The 17941-nt window shown below is 56.5% G+C and carries 19 protein-coding genes; 10 read left to right on the top strand and 9 right to left on the bottom strand.

What is annotated here, in order from left to right; all coding sequences use genetic code 11:
- Positions 1 to 1213 precede the first annotated feature (1213 nt).
- The gene (locus HU806_RS01955) at positions 1214 to 2299 is read right to left on the bottom strand and encodes a type I restriction endonuclease (RefSeq protein WP_186609580.1); all 1086 of its coding nucleotides are present in this window, start codon (positions 2297 to 2299) and stop codon (positions 1214 to 1216) included.
- A gap of 433 nt (positions 2300 to 2732) precedes the next feature.
- Here HU806_RS01955 and HU806_RS01950 point away from each other — a divergent pair, with 433 nt between their 5' ends.
- Entirely contained in the window at positions 2733 to 3089 is a 357-nt protein-coding gene (locus HU806_RS01950) for a DUF3077 domain-containing protein (RefSeq protein ID WP_186609577.1), read from the top strand.
- A 106-nt stretch (positions 3090 to 3195) separates the two neighbouring features.
- Positions 3196 to 3672, top strand: coding sequence for a bacteriocin immunity protein (locus tag HU806_RS01945; RefSeq protein WP_186609575.1), 477 nt, complete (start codon positions 3196 to 3198; stop codon positions 3670 to 3672).
- Positions 3673 to 4039: 367 nt separating this feature from the next.
- Here HU806_RS01945 and HU806_RS01940 read toward each other — a convergent pair whose 3' ends face one another.
- Positions 4040 to 4564: a DUF2867 domain-containing protein gene (locus tag HU806_RS01940; protein WP_186609573.1), complete on the bottom strand. Its 525-nt coding sequence runs from the start codon at positions 4562 to 4564 to the stop codon at positions 4040 to 4042.
- Between the two features lie 246 nt (positions 4565 to 4810).
- On the opposite strand from HU806_RS01940, the gene HU806_RS01935 reads away from it, so the two are divergent.
- Positions 4811 to 5014 (top strand): hypothetical protein, encoded by a 204-nt coding sequence (locus HU806_RS01935; protein WP_186609571.1) that lies wholly within the window; start codon positions 4811 to 4813, stop codon positions 5012 to 5014.
- 195 nt (positions 5015 to 5209) lie between these two features.
- Here the strand turns inward: HU806_RS01935 and HU806_RS01930 are convergent, their stop codons facing one another.
- From HU806_RS01930 to HU806_RS01920, 3 genes are all read right to left on the bottom strand, one after another.
- Positions 5210 to 5386 carry a DUF3606 domain-containing protein gene (locus HU806_RS01930; RefSeq protein WP_186609569.1) on the bottom strand — a complete coding sequence of 59 codons (177 nt, stop codon included), beginning with the start codon at positions 5384 to 5386 and terminating at the stop codon, positions 5210 to 5212.
- A gap of 90 nt (positions 5387 to 5476) precedes the next feature.
- Positions 5477 to 5905, bottom strand: a complete 429-nt coding sequence (locus tag HU806_RS01925; protein WP_186609567.1) for a DUF2628 domain-containing protein — start codon at positions 5903 to 5905, stop codon at positions 5477 to 5479.
- A 286-nt stretch (positions 5906 to 6191) separates the two neighbouring features.
- Complete coding sequence (locus HU806_RS01920; protein ID WP_186609565.1) at positions 6192 to 6389, bottom strand: hypothetical protein; 198 nt, start codon at positions 6387 to 6389, stop codon at positions 6192 to 6194.
- Between the two features lie 340 nt (positions 6390 to 6729).
- Between HU806_RS01920 and HU806_RS01915 the strand changes: the two genes are divergently transcribed.
- Entirely contained in the window at positions 6730 to 7233 is a 504-nt protein-coding gene (locus HU806_RS01915; RefSeq protein ID WP_186609564.1) for an anti-virulence regulator CigR family protein, read from the top strand.
- Positions 7234 to 7280: 47 nt separating this feature from the next.
- Here the strand turns inward: HU806_RS01915 and HU806_RS01910 are convergent, their stop codons facing one another.
- Positions 7281 to 9131, bottom strand: coding sequence for a sigma-54-dependent Fis family transcriptional regulator (locus HU806_RS01910; protein WP_186609561.1), 1851 nt, complete (start codon positions 9129 to 9131; stop codon positions 7281 to 7283).
- Positions 9132 to 9448: 317 nt separating this feature from the next.
- Here HU806_RS01910 and HU806_RS01905 point away from each other — a divergent pair, with 317 nt between their 5' ends.
- The 6 genes from HU806_RS01905 to HU806_RS01880 are packed head-to-tail and all read left to right on the top strand — an operon-like array spanning position 9449 to position 15402.
- Complete coding sequence (locus HU806_RS01905) at positions 9449 to 10543, top strand: ABC transporter ATP-binding protein (RefSeq protein WP_186609559.1); 1095 nt, start codon at positions 9449 to 9451, stop codon at positions 10541 to 10543.
- Positions 10543 to 11652: an ABC transporter ATP-binding protein gene (locus tag HU806_RS01900; protein WP_186609557.1), complete on the top strand. Its 1110-nt coding sequence runs from the start codon at positions 10543 to 10545 to the stop codon at positions 11650 to 11652. The genes HU806_RS01905 and HU806_RS01900 overlap by 1 nt, the downstream gene beginning before the upstream one ends.
- The gene (locus HU806_RS01895; RefSeq protein WP_186609555.1) at positions 11649 to 12515 is read left to right on the top strand and encodes a carbohydrate ABC transporter permease; all 867 of its coding nucleotides are present in this window, start codon (positions 11649 to 11651) and stop codon (positions 12513 to 12515) included. Before HU806_RS01900 ends, HU806_RS01895 begins: the two co-directional genes overlap by 4 nt.
- A 10-nt stretch (positions 12516 to 12525) precedes the next feature.
- A complete protein-coding gene (locus HU806_RS01890) occupies positions 12526 to 13326 on the top strand; it encodes a carbohydrate ABC transporter permease (RefSeq protein WP_186609553.1) in 801 nt (266 codons plus the stop codon).
- Positions 13327 to 13336: 10 nt separating this feature from the next.
- Complete coding sequence (locus tag HU806_RS01885) at positions 13337 to 13609, top strand: DUF2160 domain-containing protein (RefSeq protein ID WP_025212861.1); 273 nt, start codon at positions 13337 to 13339, stop codon at positions 13607 to 13609.
- A 50-nt stretch (positions 13610 to 13659) separates the two neighbouring features.
- Positions 13660 to 15402, top strand: a complete 1743-nt coding sequence (locus HU806_RS01880; RefSeq protein ID WP_186609551.1) for an ABC transporter substrate-binding protein — start codon at positions 13660 to 13662, stop codon at positions 15400 to 15402.
- Positions 15403 to 15468: 66 nt separating this feature from the next.
- Here HU806_RS01880 and HU806_RS01875 read toward each other — a convergent pair whose 3' ends face one another.
- The 3 genes from HU806_RS01875 to HU806_RS01865 all read right to left on the bottom strand — a co-directional run bounded on the left by HU806_RS01875 (position 15469) and on the right by HU806_RS01865 (position 17854).
- Complete coding sequence (locus HU806_RS01875) at positions 15469 to 16422, bottom strand: class I SAM-dependent methyltransferase (protein WP_186609549.1); 954 nt, start codon at positions 16420 to 16422, stop codon at positions 15469 to 15471.
- The gene (locus HU806_RS01870; RefSeq protein ID WP_186609547.1) at positions 16415 to 17644 is read right to left on the bottom strand and encodes a YcaO-like family protein; all 1230 of its coding nucleotides are present in this window, start codon (positions 17642 to 17644) and stop codon (positions 16415 to 16417) included. The genes HU806_RS01875 and HU806_RS01870 overlap by 8 nt, the downstream gene beginning before the upstream one ends.
- A 66-nt stretch (positions 17645 to 17710) precedes the next feature.
- The gene (locus tag HU806_RS01865) at positions 17711 to 17854 is read right to left on the bottom strand and encodes a hypothetical protein (protein ID WP_186609545.1); all 144 of its coding nucleotides are present in this window, start codon (positions 17852 to 17854) and stop codon (positions 17711 to 17713) included.
- Between the last annotated feature and the right edge of the window lie 87 nt (positions 17855 to 17941).

The raw sequence follows: 17941 nt of genomic DNA, 5'->3' as shown, positions 1-17941 counted from the left end.
CAAACCCTGTTACTGAGGAGCCGGATGCGTGAATTGCGCACGTCCGGATCTGTGGGAGGCCGGCCCAGGTAACTGGCCGGTCGACCCGACTTTTTCTCCGCTGCGCTGACAGCTTCCATCGAATGGATTCGCTTGGATCAATTATCTGCCGGCCAAAAAATTAATCCGTCCCCTTTTTCTTTTCGCTGTTGCGGGCCAGGTCCCATAAGTTAGCGCTCTTTGGGTGATAACCTAAACATTCTGCTATCAAAGGTATTGGATCACGTTATGAAAAGCGGTGAGAGGACGCTCGGAGCTAGCCTCGCTAACAGAGTAGTGGTCCCCGCCGTTTGGTTATCGGGGCTTGTGACGATAGGACTCTTGTGGGGCATGATACGGTTTTCGCCCGATAAGCTTACAGTTGAAGGACGTCAGCTCTTTGTGGCTTCTGTTTCTATTTTTTGCATCGCCATAGGGTACTTGATACGGCGCAATAGACGAGCAAAAGCACTTGTAGCCTCCATCAACCTAAAAGAAGGCTTGAGCCTTGATGGTACTCAGCGGCTCGGCTATCCAAACCCCACATTTTTTGTTTTTGACCTTTCCAACAAGAAACTCGCTCAATGCCAAAGCGCCACCGGCGACTATCAAATTCGGGACTTCACGTGGGTAACAGGCTGGCAGTTTGAGTGGCAACGGATTGACAGCAGGGTATCGGGCGGCGTTCTTCAAATAGTCGAAGGGGCAGGCATGAGCGTTCCAGCCGACGAGCTTCGGCGTAGGTTCATAAGATTCTCACTGGTTTTAACGGTTGCCGATACAAGTCATCCTCCTTTCCGTTTTCCAATGAATCGGAGCGCAGCTGAAGGGTGGTGTAGCCGGTGCAATGTATTTTTCAAGTGCTAAACCCGACCCATCACACCAGAGGAAAATTACCTTTAGAAATCGCGGCAGCGCTGATGCTAACGAAATGAATATAGGCGCTTTCTGGTGCGAAAGTAGCTACTTAATCTCATTCATCCGCTGCGTCGGCAACTCATTTTCCCTAGCGTATCGCTCGACTTCGTACCGCTCGCCAATCGAGTGAAGCGCCCGCCTCGCAGATATCCAACGCTACCCAAGGATGAACTATCGGAAATGAGGACTGCCACGGTGTCCGATCCTAAATTAATCGTCGATGAAACTCGTATATTTCAGTCTTTGGGGTTTAGGCAAAAGGCCGGAATTTATTATTTCAGGCCTGCCCATGGTAATAGGTGATTGTCTCTTTTAAAGAGTCCGAAAACTCATAGATTTCATCGAGTGAATTAATGGGGTGTCGAGTTTCGTTTTTGTCTTTATCGAAAACACCTAAATATTTTTGGGTTCTATTGAAGTGGAGCCTGGCGATTGGCTTACGATTGTTGTCGTCCAATAAAATTCCAAAATAGCTCTGGGTGTCTCTGTGTGCGATTCGTTTCGAGTCGATCACTGTGCGCACTATCGCCTTTATGATATGGAAACCTTCCAGTTCTTCCATTGTAGTAAGGACTCTATCCTCAGGTGTATCATTTGTTTCAGGCTGGCTCTCGGATACAACCCGTTCGGCTGGCGTCAGTAGCGGAACGCCGCTGATTGCTGACTTCAAGCGATCGTTAATTTGATCGTTTAGGAACTGAGAGGCGGCTTTTTTAGTTAGAAGCGCGAACTGCTCTCTTACTTTTTGCGTGATCACACCTTCATAGATTCGAGAGGCGAAGAAACGCACAAAATCATCGTCAGGCTGGGTGAACTGGGAAGCCATTTCTTTTTTTATCTGCCCTACGTACTTCAATTCACCTGCTGCGTTAATAATTGACTCAACGTCAAATGCTGATTTAGTAAGCTTTTGCAGCTCTGGTACCACGTGTTCGTCGATGTCTAAAAGATCTATCTCCAAGAACGGTTTTTCGTCCATTTTATTGGGGGCGTCTAAATCAGTGAAAAATCTGTAAAATCTGCCGTTCGTTAAGATTGAGATTCTGGCGGTGGTGACATGGAAATATCTGAACAACTGGCTCGCATGGTTTATATTCAGTGATTCGCCAATTTTCTTGGTCTCAATAAGAATTTGAATTTGGCCATTTTTTAAGATTGCGTAATCAATTTTTTCGCCTTTTTTTGTACCAATGTCACATATGTATTCGGGCACGACTTCGGACGGATCGAAAACGTCATAGCCAAGCACTGTGTGAATGAATGGCATTACAAAAGCGTTTTTAGTTGCTTCCTCGGTTTGAATTGTTGACGCTAACTGGTTTACCTTCGCCGACATTGCGTTCAAGCGGTCTATAAATTCCATTTTTCAGCTCCGTGGCCATTTTCCCGAATGGGTCAATAGAGGCTTAACGCTATTACTTGTTAGGTTTACTCGATACTGGATTTTTGTCCATGCTGGATGTTCAAACAGTTCAAGTAATAGAAACAGCCAAGCACGGGAGAGAGCCAGGGCAACGCTGAGCGCTTCGATGCCATTCTCATCCGCCTTGCGTAGGAAACTTCTGAAAATTCCACCAAAAGCATTATTCTGACCCTTAGGCTCTCGCCGGAGGTTTTCTGTCGCGTTACGCTCTGAATGTCGTTGTACATTCAGCGGCCGGGCTTGGTAACGGATGCGGCAGCTCTTCGAATCAAGGGAGTTGAAAAATGCATATCGATAGATCGAGAAAACGGCGTCATCTGCTCCGCAGCTCTGCATCGCGGTCCCGCTGCATCTTACTCAGTGGAGATCGCAAATGATCGTACAGCCAGAAGCAAAAACTATCGGCTACACTCCATTCCATTATTGCTCCGATCGTCCGCTGTTCCGCATTAATGGCGGTGTCCCGTTAAATGAAGCGTTGCAACAAGCGCCAAACCTCTTGCATCTCGCTTACCGGCTCGCAGAAGACGCAACCTTTGAAAGAAAAACGGACCGTCATGGATGGGCCGCTCATTATTTAATGGAGATGAGTAAAGCTGTGGTCGATGTTGTAGTAAAGGACATGACGGCTAGAGCCGAGGAGTCAAAAAACCCAATAGCTAACAACACATCGAGACTACAATCGTTCCGATTCGTCGCGCGGAGGAAATGGGGTAGATCACGATTATGAGGCGGTTTGATAATAAATGAACTTAATCGTGATTTGTCCCCAGTTTCGCGAGTGATATTTGCAGTTATTCCGATTCAATGATCAACCCAAAGTAAGTTGAAGGTATATGGAACTACGTGCTGATTTAATGCCTCCAGTGTTGGATGAGTTGCTGGTGGCTCGATTGACAACACTCGCAGAAGAAATCGATTGTGGACATCCCGAGAAGTCTCTATGTCAGTTGGCTGCTTTTAATAAAGAGGCAATGACGGAATTTGAGTTTATAGACTTTCAAGGGATTTATGGCGGCCAGAGTCATGACGCGTGGGTTCGCAAGGTCTTAGTTAAACCGTATGGACGGCGTTTGGAAGATCTCGCGAAACAAGAGCTTATCGAACTTGCTCGAAGGGTGATGAACGGAGATGGACCTGACCATGCAATTGAGTTTTGGCTCAGTATGCTGGAGATAAACATTCCGAATGACCGGGTATCTGATTTGATTTTTTGGCCAGGTGAGTATTTTAACGATGTAAGTTACTCCGACGAACTATCCCCGGAGCAAGTGATAGAAATTGCGTTGGAAGATGGGCGGGCCTCTGAGTAGCCGCGGTTCACAGGCCCACTTCCAAGGCGGATGAAACCCCGCGCAGGGAGGGTTGCTGGGAATGGCGGTAAGCTCGGAACCAATGAATACTCCACAACAACTCGGTGGAGAAAAACAGGAACAGGACCACGATTGTGAAAAGGAGGACGGAGACAGACTACGATGATGAAACTGTCCGTGGTCTGTCCCCGGTGTTTCAACAAGTGCGGGTGGCCTTATCGCCGGATGAGAGCTTGCTCCGGTTCGGTGGCAGAGCCGTCGTAAACCGGTTGCTGTGGTTTGTATGTAAACCGCGCCAGACCTTTTTTGAGCGGCTCCGTCACCCAGCGGGACCAAGCCCCCTCGCACGGGTTTGTGGTGTCGCGGCTCAGGCCGCCAGAGGCCAACCGACGCGCGCTGCACGGAGGAGACTGGCCTTTACTACCAAGCGATGAAAGGGGGCAATAACGAAGATATAAGCCCGGCCTAGACGATTGTGGCAATGGACCACGGTTGAAAACACCAGTTGGCGACTGCCTTCTGGCTCTTCCTCTCCCGAACACAGGATCGATATCCGGAAGTCGAGGTGCTTGTCGTCCTCTCCCAACACGATTTCAGTCTGGTTCGTGCTGTAGACCTTGAAGACGCCAACCCGATTAGCAAGCGTTGCCAAATATCTGGCTGTCTTGAGACCAAGACATGCAGCGATAGTGTCCCGGACTTTCATGAGCCATCCGACCCAGGATGGCTGGTGGGAAAGGATGAATCGAGCTAGCAAATCCGGATTGTTAGAGGTACCCGCAGGAAGCCGAATCGCAAAGGCGTCCGCCAGGTTCACCGACTTGTAAAGGTGGGTGACGCCGGACCTCGAGGGGACTGGCACGGACATAATGAGTTCGAATTGTCGGGGCATCGGGGATCTCTCCTGAGTTCTAACTACTGATTAGACGACCTGCCATGTCACGTTTCTTGTTGCGATGGTTTGTCGTATAACGCTCCTTGTTGCCCTACAGGCGGGCCTGAAAACGCAACGGCCACCTTTGCTGGTGTTCGCAGCATATCAATCGGCTGCGGACCATGCACAGTCTGTATGAATTCAGTTCAGCCGCCGGTTTGCGTTGTCCGAGCGATGAAGCAATGCCCCAGGAAGGATCATTAAATGCCAAAGAAACAGCCCGACGAAAAACCGGCAGCGACGGCCGCCGAAATCGAGCGATCTATCCTGGCGCTCAACAAAATGGCTGAGCGCTTATGGGGGGATGGCCGGGAAGCCGAAGCGCAGGCACTTTTAAAGGCGCTGGATGCGTTGAACCGCGCCCTTGATCGCATAAGGATCGGGGAGAGCCGTAGAGTGCTTCACTGAAGCCCGCCTGCAGGCACAAACGCAAAGGCGCCGAGTCGAACAAGAAGACTTTGGATTCGGTTTGAACCTCGATCGGCTCGTTCACTTTCAAATCGGAACATGCGGCGACGTTCGCTGGAAGCGCTTTAAGCTGCGCGACCGAAAGATGTTTTACCGGACCACACAAAAGCCCCACGGGGACGTGGGGCTTATCGATTACTTTTTCAGTTGCCGGCGGACATCATCGGCTAACGGCCCAACGGCTTTCACCGCTGCCTTGAGCTCGTTTTCGGTTACGCCGAACTCTTTTGTCCAGTATTTCAGTTCCCAGTCTTCGGAGGTGCTGATGCGGCTCCGGTCTTGGGGCCCGCGATTGCTCAAGTCGTCAGCCATTGTCGAGTTCCTTTGAGAAGGCCTGGTAGTGCCAGGCGACTCTCAATGGACAATCAGGCTGGGCTGTTTGCGCAATTTTTATGGCCTATGTCAGAGGCGCATGCCTTTAAGCGGATTCCAGCCTTGCTCGCCTTTCACTTCTTTCAAGTAATAGGCGTAGTTGGTCATGAGCGCATACATCATCGACATGGCGATGTTCAGGCCCATGCTCAAAGGTCGAGGGAAATCCATGCCGACGATGGCGAAAATCACGCTCAATACGATGTTGATTGCCAGGAAAATACCCAACAGGGCCAGGTTTTTCTTCCACAGGCCCAGAACGAACAGGTAGATAGGCCCGAAGAAAAATGCAATGACGTTGGCATTGATCAGTATCTTCTTCTTGAAGCCTGGCAGCGTCTTGACGGCTTCCTTGTAGCGCGGGTCGTTTGGTGCGCCATAGGTGTCAAAGAAGGCAAAGCGTTCCTGCCATTTGGCGCTGTATTTGTCAGTGCCTTGTACTTGTTCAGTGCTGCTCATTTTTCCGTTCCTTGTGTTCCATGAAAAGTGGATTTCTTCCGAGAGTCCCACGCTTCTGTCTTTAGCCTTGAACCCGAAGCGTTGTGCTGCCCGCTTTATAAGCGTTCACGCACAGAAATACCGCACCGGTCGTTTAAATGGCTAGCTGATCTGTGATGGACATCACGATAGTCCGGCGCACGCAGGCAAGGAGTACAGAGGAAGGGGGCGGAAATGGAAAAGGGCAGGTTATCCTGTCGCCCGTTCAACAACGGGCGACAGGATCATCCAACACTCAGGTCAACACTCAGAGCATGGCCTCCGCAAAAACATGGTCTTGGGTCATCGTCAGAAAGTGCAGCGGCATGTCCTGCTTTGCTTGTGGACACAGGATTTCAAGACTGCCAACTACCTGGCTTTCTAGTGCGCTCAGCCGCATCGACTCCTCTTCCTTTAGTTTTGCCATTCTCGCGTGGTTCGCTGCGATTTCATTGAGAGTTGACACGGTACATCTCCAGTGGCTGACCAAGCATGAGAATTTGCTGCCGCGCCAGAAAGACGTCGTCCTGGAGCTGCTACGACGTTCCGGTGCAAACCTTGCGCCAGAGGCAGCGGCGTTATGCGGGCCTCTTTCCCCAAGCGACCAGCGGCATGAATCGATGGCTGTCGAGGCCGGCAACGTTTCAACTTTGCCTCAGAAATAAGTCACTGATAATACAAACCCATCCTTGGGCATGAAGTGCGTGGACGGTGCAGGCAAGCGACGCGCAGCGTGATATGGAACTAATATCACCGTGAGTCTCTATATCTTTACAGGGGACATCCCCTTTTTCGAGAGAACTGCCATGTTCAAATCGCGCTCGTTGATTGCTGCAATGACCTGTTTTGCCTTGGTCACAGGTCCTGGAATCGTTGTTGCGGACCCGGGTAACGGAAAGGGAAACGCTCAGTTCGATCAAGGTCAGGGGCAAGGAGGCAAGGGCGGGCAGGGCAACAAGGGGGGCCAAGGTAATGCCGGCAACAAGGGCAACCAGGGAGGCAAGGGCAACCAGGGTGGTGGCGGCGATTGGCATAACGGCCCGAGCGTCGACCGTGGTGGCATTCTTGGCGTGATTGGTGGCTATCGTGATTACTGGAGCCCTGGTCCGGCGCTGCCACCGGGCATCCAGAAGAACCTCGCTCGCGGCAAGCCGCTGCCACCGGGCATCGCCAAGAAGCTCGACGGACGTTTATTGGGACGTCTGCCGCACTATGACGGTTATGAGTGGCAACAGGTCGGCACGGACTTGATCCTGGTGGCGATTGCCAGCGGCATCATCTATGAAGTGCTCAACGGTGCGTTCGATTAACCCGGTGTTCCAACGAAATCGCAGCCTCTCCAGAGGCTGCTTTCGTATCAGCTCTCAAGCTGTCGCAGGCGTTTGTACAGCGTATTGCGGCTGACCCCCAGCCGTCGCGCCAGATGTGAGATGTTTCCGCCCACTGCTTGCAACTGACGGTTCAGGTCTTCGGCATCATTCAGGTCCACTGTCAGCGGCTCAGGCGTTTCTATCGGCTCCATTTCCAAATCGACAAAGAAATCGTCGGGCAGATGCTCCGGCCGGATCGGCTGTTCCTCGGCCATCGCCAGGGCCACTTGCAGCACGCTGCTGACTTGCCGCAGATTGCCCGGCCAGGGATGGCGTTCGAACAGGTCGAGGACTTCGCGGCTCAGGCCCGCCCATTGGGTCGGTTCGCGGTGATGTTCCCAGAGGCGTTTGAACAGTGCTTGCTTGTCGCTGCGCTCGCGCAGCGGTGGCAGTTCCAGGGTCAGGCCGCCGATGCGGTAGTACAAATCTTCGCGGAATCGTCCCAGTTGCACCTGTTCACGGAGCGAGCGGTTGGTGGCGGAAATGATGCGGATATCCACCGGGAACAGCTCGGCGCTGCCCACCGGTTGCACGCAACGCTCCTGCAATACCCGTAACAGGCGGGCTTGGGTCGGCAGCGGCATGTCGCCGATTTCATCGAGGAACAGCGTGCCGCGGTCGGCCTTGCGGATCAGGCCGATGCTGCCCTTCTGGTTGGCGCCGGTGAAGGCGCCTTTTTCATAACCGAACAATTCCGATTCCACCAGCTCGGCGGGTATGGCTGCGCAGTTCACCGCGATAAATGGCTGCTTGTTGCGCGAACTGGCCTGGTGCAAGGCTTTGACGAACACCTCCTTGCCGACTCCGGTTTCCCCGTGGATCAACAGCGGAATATCTTTTTCCAGCAAGCGCTCGGCTTGGCGCACGGCTTTTTCCACCCGGTTGTCGCCGAAGTGCAAGGTGTTCAGGCTGATGGTGGCATTGGCGGGCGCTGACCTGGGCGGGGGCGTCGGTTCGGCAAAGATGCGCGGTTTGACCGACACCTGTTTCGGACGCTTGAGAAGGCACTGGAATCGATTGCGTCCAGACGCCTGCAAGGCGAACGGCAGGCCGTCGGGCTGATTCAACAACTCCATCAGCGAGACCTTGAACAGGCTCTCGATGCTCACCCGCGACAAGCTGAGGCCCAGCAGATTATCCGCGCGACGATTGGCCGAGAGCACTTGACCGCTTTCATCGAAAATCAACAGCCCGGCCCACTGGCTGTCGAGGTTGTTCAGTCCAGTGTTGAAAGTCAGTTGGAAGTGTTCACCGCGAAACAGGTTGAGGATCAGCCGGTTCTCCACGGTCTGGCTCATCATCTTGACCATGCCCAGGGTGTGGGACGGCGGCAAGTAACTGTCGCTGGAGACGTCCAGCACCGCGATGACCTTGCGTTCGGCGTCGAAGATCGGCGCCGCGGAGCCGGTCATGAAGCGGTTGGCCTTGAGGAAGTGTTCATCGTGTTCGATGTGCACCGCCTGTTCGCAGGCCAATGCGGTGCCGATGGCGTTGGTGCCCGTGCAGCGTTCCATCCAGCTCGCCCCGGCGCTGAAGCCATGGGCCAGTTTCGGTTCGATGAACCGCTGGGTGCCCCAGGACGTCAGCACCTGGCCCTGATTGTCGGCCAGCATGATCAGGCAATTGGAATTGCTCAGGATGTTCTCGTAATACGGCAGGACTTCCTGGTGCGTGGTCTGCACCAGTGAATGCTGGCTTTCGAGTAATTGGGCAATGCCCTCGGCGGGCAATTGGTCGAACGCGGGCACGCTCTGGTGATTCAGGCCAAAGGCGCGGCAGCGGGACCAGGAGGCCTGGATGATGGCCTCGTGGGACAAGGCAGGAGCAGGTGCGGCCATGGGGCACTCTCGTAGGTGCGGTTTTTTATTGTTGTGGCAAGTCTCGCACAGACTCCTTGTGCTGGGGCAATCGCGCCTCCATCGACTGGAGGCCAGGCTAACCGAAAGCGTTCATTCAGTGTTGTTCAAAATTGTTCATTGTCAACCTGCTCATTGTTCAGTTGTTCATTCCTCATTGTTCACTTGTGTTCATCAGCGAATTGCATTTTCCGCTTAATAGAAACCTATCCTAATAAAATCATTAGCTTGCGATTTCTGGCACGGCTTTCGCTTTTGCACCTGGGTCGCTTGACTCCAAATAATAAAAAGGCCGAGCCATGTCATTAAAGCTTGAGCACATCTGTCGCACCGTCGAAGGCCAGACCTGGATCGACGATGCCAATCTGAGTTTCGAACCAGGATCCTTCAACGTCCTGCTGGGCCGCACGCTGTCCGGCAAGACCAGCCTCATGCGCCTGATGGCCGGGCTGGACAAACCCGACAGCGGCCGCATCCTGATGAACGGCGTCGACGTCACCAACCGCCCGGTGCGGTTGCGCAACGTGTCGATGGTCTACCAGCAGTTCATCAACTACCCGACCATGACCGTTTTCGAAAACATCGCCTCGCCGTTGCGCCAGGCTGGCGTGTCCGACGAGGTCATCCAGGGCAAGGTCCTGGAAACCGCAAAAATGCTGCGGATCGAAAAATTCCTCAAGCGTCATCCGCTGGAGCTGTCCGGCGGCCAGCAGCAACGCACGGCCATGGCCCGGGCGTTGGTGAAGGACGCTGAGCTGATCCTGTTCGACGAGCCGCTGGTGAACCTGGACTACAAGCTGCGCGAAGAGCTGCGCCAGGAAATGCGCGAGCTGTTCCAGGCCCGCCACACTATCGCCGTCTACGCCACCACCGAGCCTAACGAAGCGCTGGCCCTGGGCGGCACGACGACGATCCTGCATGAAGGTCGGGTGATCCAGAGTGGCAAGTCGTCCTCGGTGTATCACCAGCCGCAAACCGTGCTGGCCGCCGAGTTGTTTTCCGAACCGCCGATCAACCTCATGCCGGGACGTATCGCCGGCAATGAAGTCAGCTTCGCCAATTTCGTCCACTTCCCGTTGAACGTCGACTTGCGTCCGGTGGGCGAGGGTGAGTTCCGTTTCGGCGTGCGCCCCAGCCATATCTCCCTGGTGCCGAGTAACGACGACGACCTCGAACTGGCAGTGACCGTCGAAGTGGCCGAGATCAGCGGCTCGGAGACGTTCCTGCACGTGCGCAACGAACATTTCCTGCTCGTCCTGCATTTACCCGGCGTGCACGAATACGATGTCGACGCGCCGATCCGCATCTACATCCCGACCCACAAATTGTTTGTCTTCGACGCCCAGGGCAAGCTCGTCCAAGCCCCCGGGCAGCGCATTGCGAGGGTTGCCTGATGGCCGAAATTCGTTTGCAAAACCTCGCCCACAGCTACACCAGCACCCCGGCGGGCCCCGAAGACTACGCGATCCGCGAGATGAATCACATCTGGGAGCAGGGCGGCGCCTACGCGCTGCTCGGGCCTTCGGGCTGCGGCAAGTCGACCTTGCTCAACATCATCTCCGGTTTGCTCAGCCCTTCCGAAGGGCAGGTGATGTTCGACAGTAAAGTCGTCAACGACCTGACCCCGGAGCGCCGCAACATCGCCCAGGTGTTCCAGTTCCCAGTGGTGTACGACACCATGACAGTGTTCGATAACCTGGCGTTTCCGCTGCGCAACCAAGGCATGGCCGAAGCGCGGATCCACACCAAGGTGCAGGAGATCGCCGAGGTCCTCGACCTGCAGAACCTGCTGGACAAAAAGGCCCGCAACCTCACCGCCGATGAGAAACAGAAAGTCTCCATGGGCCGTGGGCTGGTGCGCGACGATGTGTCGGCGATCCTGTTCGACGAGCCGCTGACGGTGATCGACCCGCACCTGAAATGGAAACTGCGGCGCAAGCTCAAGCAGATCCACGAGCAGTTCAACATCACCATGGTCTACGTCACCCACGACCAGTTGGAAGCTTCGACGTTCGCCGACAAGATCGCGGTGATGTACGGCGGCCAGATCGTCCAGTTCGGCACGCCGCGGGATTTGTTCGAACGCCCGAGCCACACCTTTGTCGGCTATTTCATCGGCAGCCCTGGCATGAACCTGATCGAGGTCACGGCGCAGCCCGGCGGCGTCGGTTTTGCCTCGACCCACTTGCCCTTGTCGGAAACCTTGCAACGTCGGGTCGCCGAGGCTGAAGGCAAAAGCCTGAAAGTCGGCATTCGTCCGGAATTCATCCACGTCTGGGACGGCCCTTACGACGACGCGATGCGGGCTGACGTGGTGCATGTCGAAGACCTCGGCACCTACAAGATCCTGACCCTGAACCTCGACGGTGCGCCGCTGAAAGTGCGCCTGGCCGAAGACAAGCCGGTGCCGGAAGGTACGGCGTACATCAGTTTCCCGGCGCAATGGCTGATGGTCTATGCCGATGAATATCTGCTCGAACCCACTGGCGAGGTGCAGCCATGAACAAGGTGCAGAACAACAAGGCCTGGTGGCTGGTGCTGCCGGTATTCCTGCTGGTGGCCTTCAGTGCCGTGATCCCGATGATGACCGTGGTCAACTATTCGGTGCAGGACATCTTTGACCAGTCCAGCCGCTACTTCGTCGGCGCCGACTGGTACAGGCAGGTGCTGCTCGATCCACGCCTGCACGACTCGCTGCTGCGCCAGTTCATCTACTCGGCGTGCGTGTTGTTGATTGAAATCCCCCTGGGCATCGCTATCGCCCTGACCATGCCGACCAAGGGCAAATGGTCATCCCTGGTGTTGATCATCCTGGCGATTCCGCTGCTGATCCCGTGGAACGTGGTGGGCACCATCTGGCAGATTTTCGGCCGTGCCGACATCGGCCTGCTGGGCTCGACGCTCAACGCCATGGGCATCAAATACAACTATGCGGCCAACACCATGGACGCTTGGGTCACGGTGCTGGTGATGGACGTCTGGCACTGGACTTCACTGGTGGCGCTGTTGTGCTATTCGGGGTTGCGGGCGATTCCAGACGTCTACTATCAAGCGGCGCGGATCGATCGTGCATCCAGCTGGGCGGTGTTCCGCCACATTCAGTTGCCGAAGATGAAAAGCGTGCTGCTGATCGCCGTGATGCTGCGCTTCATGGACAGTTTCATGATCTACACCGAGCCGTTCGTACTCACCGGCGGCGGGCCGGGCAACGCCACGACGTTCCTCAGCCAGACCCTGACGCAAATGGCCATCGGCCAATTCGACCTGGGCCCGGCGGCGGCGTTTTCCCTGGTGTACTTCCTGATCATTCTGTTGGTGTCCTGGCTGTTCTACACCGCCATGACGCACTCCGACGCCAACCGTTGAGGCCCGCACCATGAGCAAAAGAAAGCTGATTCCGCTGTTGATCTACATCCTGTTCCTGCTGGTGCCCATCTACTGGCTGCTGAACATGTCGTTCAAGAGCAACACTGAGATCCTTGGCAGCCTGACCCTGTGGCCGCAGGATTTCACCTTCCACAACTACAAGGTGATTTTCACCGATCCGAGCTGGTACACCGGTTACCTCAACTCGCTGTACTACGTGAGTTTGAACACGGTGATTTCCCTGGCGGTCGCGCTGCCGGCAGCCTATGCGTTCTCGCGCTACCGCTTTCTCGGCGACAAGCATCTGTTCTTCTGGCTGCTGACCAACCGCATGGCGCCACCGGCGGTATTCCTGCTGCCGTTCTTCCAGCTGTACTCATCGATCGGGCTGTTCGACACCCACATCGCGGTGGCTTTGGCCCACTGCCTGTTCAACGTCCCGCTGGCGGTGTGGATCCTCGAAGGCTTCATGTCCGGAGTGCCAAAAGAAATTGACGAGACCGCCTACATTGACGGCTACAGTTTCCCCAAGTTCTTCACCAAGATCTTCATTCCGTTGATTGGCTCCGGCATCGGTGTCACGGCGTTTTTCTGCTTCATGTTTTCCTGGGTCGAGCTGTTGCTGGCCCGGACATTGACCTCGGTGAATGCCAAGCCGATCGCGGCGGTCATGACCCGCACGGTGTCGGCGTCCGGTATCGACTGGGGGGTGCTGGCGGCGGCGGGGGTGTTGACCATCCTGCCGGGCATGCTGGTGATCTGGTTCGTTCGCAACCACGTGGCCAAGGGCTTTGCCCTGGGCCGGGTCTGAGGAGTCGATGATGGAATGGATGAACTGGACCGCCCCGACGGCGGCATTCTTTGGGGTCATTGCCTTGCTGCTGGCGGGCATGACGACATGGGAATTGCGTTCGCCGAGTATCCCTCGGCGTGGTTTCCTGCCGATTGCCACGACCCGTGGCGATCGGTTGTTTATCGGTCTTCTCGGTAGCGCCTACCTGCACCTGCTGGTAATCGGCGTTACCGACTGGAGCATCTGGATAGCGTTCGCGTTGTCTTTGGTGTGGCTGTTGGCAGTGATGCGGTGGGGCTAATCGCGACAACGCGACGATCAGGCTCTTAAACCCAAACAGGAGAGGTCTCTATGTTCGATAAAAACAATAAGCTGCGACATAGCGTTTCATTGGCAGCCATGCTGGCACTCAGCGGGCTGAGCGCTTCGGCCTGGGCCGACGCCTATGAAGACGCCGCTAAAAAATGGATCGGCAGTGAATTCAAGCCGTCGACCCTGACAGCCGAGCAGCAGCTCGAAGAGCTGAAGTGGTTCATCAAGGCCGCCGAGCCGTTTCGCGGGATGAAAATCAACGTGGTGTCGGAAACCATCGCCACTCACGAATATGAATCCAAGGTGTTGGCCAAGGCCTTCAACGAAATCACCGGGATCCAGCTGACCCACGACCTGCTCCAGGAAGGCGATGTGGTGGAGAAGCTGCAGACCCAGATGCAGTCCGACAAGAATATCTATGACGGCTGGGTCAACGACTCGGACCTGATCGGCACGCACTTTCGCTATGGCAAGACCGAGTCGATCACTGACCTGATGGCCAACGAAGGCAAGAATTTCACCTCGCCGACCCTGGACCTCAAGGACTTCATCGGTATTTCCTTCACCACCGCGCCGGACGGCAAGGTCTATCAGCTGCCCGACCAGCAGTTCGCCAACCTGTACTGGTTCCGCGCCGACTGGTTCGAACGTGCGGACCTGAAGGCCAAGTTCAAGGAGAAATACGGCTACGAGTTGGGCGTACCGGTGAACTGGTCGGCCTATGAAGACATCGCCAAGTTCTTCTCCGAAGACGTCAAGGAGATCGACGGCAAGCGTGTCTATGGCCACATGGACTACGGCAAGAAAGACCCGTCCCTGGGCTGGCGCTTTACCGATGCCTGGTTCTCCATGGCCGGTGGCGGCGACAAGGGCTTGCCCAACGGTTTGCCGGTGGACGAGTGGGGCATTCGCGTCGAAGACTGCCACCCGGTCGGTTCCAGCGTGACCCGTGGCGGCGACACCAACGGCCCCGCGGCCGTGTTCGCCACCACCAAATACGTGGACTGGATGAAGAAGTACGCGCCACCGGAAGCGGCGGGCATGACTTTCTCCGAATCCGGACCGGTGCCGGCCCAGGGCAACATCGCCCAGCAGATTTTCTGGTACACCGCATTCACTGCCGACATGACCAAGCCGGGCCTGCCGGTGGTGAACGCCGATGGCACGCCGAAATGGCGCATGGCGCCTTCGCCGCGCGGTCCGTATTGGGAAGAGGGCATGAAGCTGGGTTATCAGGACGTGGGTTCGTGGACGTTCATGAAGTCCACGCCTGAGAAACAGAAACTCGCGGCCTGGCTCTATGCGCAGTTCGTGACCTCCAAGACTGTCTCGTTGAAGAAGACTATCGTCGGCCTGACGCCGATTCGTGAGTCGGACATCAACTCCCAGGCCCTGACCGACCTGGCGCCGAAACTCGGTGGCCTGGTGGAGTTCTACCGCAGCCCGGCCCGCGTGCAATGGACCCCGACCGGGACCAACGTGCCGGACTACCCACGCCTGGCGCAACTGTGGTGGAGCCACATCGCCGAAGCGGCCAGCGGCGAGAAGACTCCGCAACAGGCCCTCGATGGCCTGGCCAAGGATCAGGACGCGATCATGACCCGTCTGGAACGCTCCAAGGCCCAGGCCACTTGTGCGCCTAAGATGAACCCTGAGCGCGACGCGCAATACTGGTTCGACCAACCGGGCGCACCGAAGCCGAAACTGGCGAACGAGAAGCCTAAAGGTGAAACAGTGAGCTACACCGAGCTGTTGAAATCATGGGAGGCGGCCCGCAAGTAATGCTTCAAGCGTGACAAACGAACGGCATCGAAAGGTGCCGTTTTTTTTCGGGCGGCAAAGCCTGCATCATCTCGGGTCCTTCGTCAGGACGTAGAACTGGAAGAGCTGTCCAGTGACGCTACACGAGGCGAGACGGGAAACGAGCGTCAATGCGCATCGGCTGGCCAGGTAGTCCATCGCCGGCAGCACGGGTGTATGTCCGAACACGATAAGCCTGCCGCCGGGGACCAGTGTCTCCACCAATCGCGGCAGCAACTGTTCGGCTTCGGAACGGGTCATGACTTCTGCGTTGAGAAACCGAAGCACGAGTACATCGCAATAGACGCTGACGGGGTCGACGGCATCGGCTAGCCGAAAGTCAACCGAACATCCATAACGATTGCGGGCCGCTTCTATCATCGAGGGCGAACGATCCGAGCCGATGCAACGGCTGTCTGGCAGGGCAAGGGCCAGTTGGTGAATGAACGTGCCGGTGGAGCAGGCCGGGTCATGGATCACCGCGCCAGGTTTCAGCCAGGACCGCAGCAGCGTGCAGCAGTGGTGTCGAAAGTGTGCTTCACCCTCGTCGAGCTTACTGGCGAGACCTTCAGTGAACGCCCAATAGCCGGGAGGGCAGACGAACTCTCTCCCGTTGCGCCGAAGGGCGGGGAAAGGAAAGTAGATCTCACTGTCGGGGGCGCCCAGCGCATCAGCGAACGCGGCCACTTTGTCCGCCTGCCGAGTGGGCCGGTAATCGAGCACCAAGCCCTCATCACCCCAGTGCAGTTGGCCGAGCGGCCCGAGCAGCATCCAGGGTGCGAGCCGACTGTCCAAGCGCAGGCGCGTGTGTTCATCCCGTTGCAATGTCTTGCGGCCGACCCAGTCGCGTCCCCGGCAACGCAGGATGAAGATGTGGTTGAGCCCGACGCCCCTGGGTTCGACGAAGCGCGCCCATGATTCTGGCGCCACGGGTTCGGCCTGCAACACGTTTTCCAGCTCCAGTTCGCGCCGCAGACGCTGCCGCGTCATCGGTTCAGGCATCGGCCGTCGCTCCCGCCAGGGCGCGTTGTCGTCCGCGCGCCATGGGCACGACCACGTTGCCGCTGGAGACGATGTAGAAGCGCTCCAGCCCGGGCACCACGACATTGACCAGTGTCGTGCCTGCCTCGGAACGGTAAAGCGTCGAGCTGCCGACCATGTACCCATGTTGGTGAAGGTTATCGGCCAGTTGCCGGATCTGCTGATCCAATGGGCAGGCTCCGTCGACTGTCGGCAGCCGAATGATTTTTTGCGGCCGGGTGTCGAGTAGATGGCGTGGATCAAAGCGCATGCAGCGTCGCAAGCGGGCAAATCTGGCCAAGTGGCGCTCGGCCTTGGACAGTTGGTCGCGCAGCGGGGATTCGCTGGCGTTCAGGTGCAGTTGAACCAATTCGGTCAAGGCGCGCGACGCGGCGTGACGCGGGTCGAGCGAAGTGCCTGCGCCGAAAACGCCGACCAGCCCGTGGTCGGTGTCGGCAAAGGCCAGGCACGTGGTGGCCGAAAACTCTGTGCTGATGTCCAATAACACGATTGGCGCGTCGATCTCCGCCTGGGCATCGGCCCACAGTCTGCCTACAGCCTCTTCGGTGGGCAGGCGCTGGACGATGCGCAGGGGTGTGGCGTTCTGGTAATAAAAATGATCCAGCAGGAATATCGAGACCGCATCACGCTCCACGCACTCGTTGAGGCCGTGAAGTAGCGCTTCGTCACGGGTCGCGCCGATGGCGGTGCCGCTGTTGCTGGAATAGCGCCGTAGCGAACGGTAGTCGGTCGTATCGGTTGGCAGGGGGTCATTTGCATAAAGCGGCATCGTCAATGCGATGGGGTAGTGGAACGAGGTGCCGTCGGTGATGGCCGTGTAAGAGCGGCAGGCGATCCGACAGTCAGGCTGGTCCTGCAGGGTATTCAACAAGTCGTCTTTGCCGAATACGCCGCCGCTCAAGTCAGCGGTCGTCAACAGACTGAGGTCCGTGGCGAGGGCCGGGTCGCTCAAATAATGTTCCAGTGCTTCGTACAGCGCGCCGACGCGAGCCGATTCGGCGTATCCCTTGCCGCACCCCATGACTTTTGCCCGCGAGTTACCGACTTCAGCCTGGACCGAGACGACCCGGTTGCCCAGTGCGCGCAGGCTGCTTTGCAATCCCAGGGCCAGCAGCTCGGCTTCGATTTGTCGTGCTGCCTGAGCCAGGGACAGTTCGCGCTCTGGCGCGAGAGATGCGTCCATGTTTCGTCACTCCTGGTACGGGGTGGTACGGGGTGGTATGGGGGCACGGCGCGCCCCCACTTTTCATTACTCGGCGTCAAGCTCGGCTTGTTCTGTCGGGCTCAGTTGCAGGCCCTCCAGCAACTGCTCCGGGGCGAGAACATTCGGATTGTCTCGGTCGTTACACAGGTTAGACAGATCGCTAACAATCATGCTGGCGGAATAGCCCATGGGTTCAGTCCCTTTTTCTTAAGTTGATCGAAGGCAATTTGGAAGCGCCAATGCTGCGGCGCGGAGGAACGTTATGAAGCTCACGGA

This window comes from Pseudomonas sp. SWRI154 (genome assembly GCF_014268645.1).
GTDB lineage: Bacteria > Pseudomonadota > Gammaproteobacteria > Pseudomonadales > Pseudomonadaceae > Aquipseudomonas > Aquipseudomonas marvdashtae.
The sequence above is the reverse complement of the archived record's forward strand: the minus strand, read 5'-3'. Positions and strand labels throughout refer to the sequence as shown.